Annotated in this window: 1 protein-coding gene; it reads right to left on the reverse strand. The window is 76.6% G+C overall.

Annotation, left to right across the window (positions count from 1 at the left end; all coding sequences use genetic code 11):
- On the reverse strand, positions 1-1,364 hold a 1,364-nt coding region (locus ACFQ87_RS39315; RefSeq protein ID WP_380615750.1), incomplete at both ends, for a hypothetical protein.

Here is a 1,364-nt window from a genome sequence, read left to right on the forward strand (position 1 = left end):
GGTCCCGGAACCGCATACCGGCGGGCAGCCAGATCCAGGTCTGCGCGCTGCCTCCACTCTCCAGCTGCTCCAACGCCCGCTCGATGTCCGCCGGGGCCGGCAGCTCCGGCGGCGCGGTCGCCCCCCGGGCGGCCTCGGCGCGCGCCTCGGCGGCGCGCGCCCGCTGGGCCTCGATCCTGGTCCGCAACTCCTCGGCCCGGCTCCGGAACGCGCCCGCCCGCCGGGTGTTGCCGCGGGCCTCGGCCGCGTGGGCCTTGTCGAGGATCCCGGCGAGTTCCTCCTCCAGGCGGCGGACCTCCGTCTCCGCCCCGGCCGCCTGGATCCGCAACGAGGCGGCGAACTGGCGGCGGGCCAGCTCGGCGGGCGTCCCGGCCGGGACGGGTTCGGCGGCCACGACGTCCAGTTCGGCGAGCAGCCGCAGGGCCGCGCGCTGCTCGGCGGGGGTGTACTTCGCGATCCGCCCCAGGAAGGCGGCGAGGTCCTCGGTGGAGGTGAAGGTCCCGGCGACGAGCCGCCGGGTCGCGGCCTGGTCGAGGGTGGTCAGCACCTCCAGCAGGTGGACGGTCTCCGCCGGGTGCTTGGCGAGGGTACGGGCGACGGCGTGCGCCCGGGCGGGGGCGACCGCCTCCAGGGCCGGGAGCAGGCGCTCCAGCCCGGCGCTCGCCGCGAGGGTCAACCGTGCCCCGGCGAGTTCGAGGACGTACCGGGCCAGTTCGCGGCCGCCCAGTTCGGTGGCGACCTCGGCCAGCCGGGCGGCCATCGCGGCGGCGAAGCCACGGGCCGCCGCCTCCCCCAGGAAGGCACCGAGGGTGGCCCGCAGGTTGGCGACCGCCTCGGTCGAGACCTGGACCCACTCCCGGGCTCCCCAGCCGGCCGCGCGCAGTCGTGCGGCGGTCCCGGCAGCCGTGGTGAGCGCGCCGCGCGCCCTCACCAGGACCTCCCGCAGGGCCGGGGCCAGCACGAATTCCGCGACGATCCCGATCACCGCGCCCAGCGCCATGTTCGCCACATAGGTGTCGATGCCGGACCAGGACCCCTCGCCGGTCGCCACGTTGACCACGTCGTGGGCGAAGGTGGTCAGTCCCGCGGAGGTCGCCCCGCCCACGCTGCCCCGGATCAGCGCCTGGGCGGCCCAGCCGGCCACGGTCTCCCGCAGCGTCGCCGTGCCCAGGGCCTCGGCGGCCCACCGCCCGGGCACCCCGCCGAAGCGGAACCCGACCGAGAGCAGGTAGCCGTCGAGGGCGGCCATCAGGATGCCGCCGAGCGTCAGTGTGGCGTCGCCGAAAATCACCCTGAACAGGTAGACGAGCTCCGAGACGGCGATCCCGGTCACCACCGCGCCCGTTCCGCCACCGAGGCTGACC

Origin of the sequence: Kitasatospora sp. NPDC056531, from assembly GCF_042794375.1 — a bacterium.
GTDB lineage: Bacteria > Actinomycetota > Actinomycetes > Streptomycetales > Streptomycetaceae > Kitasatospora.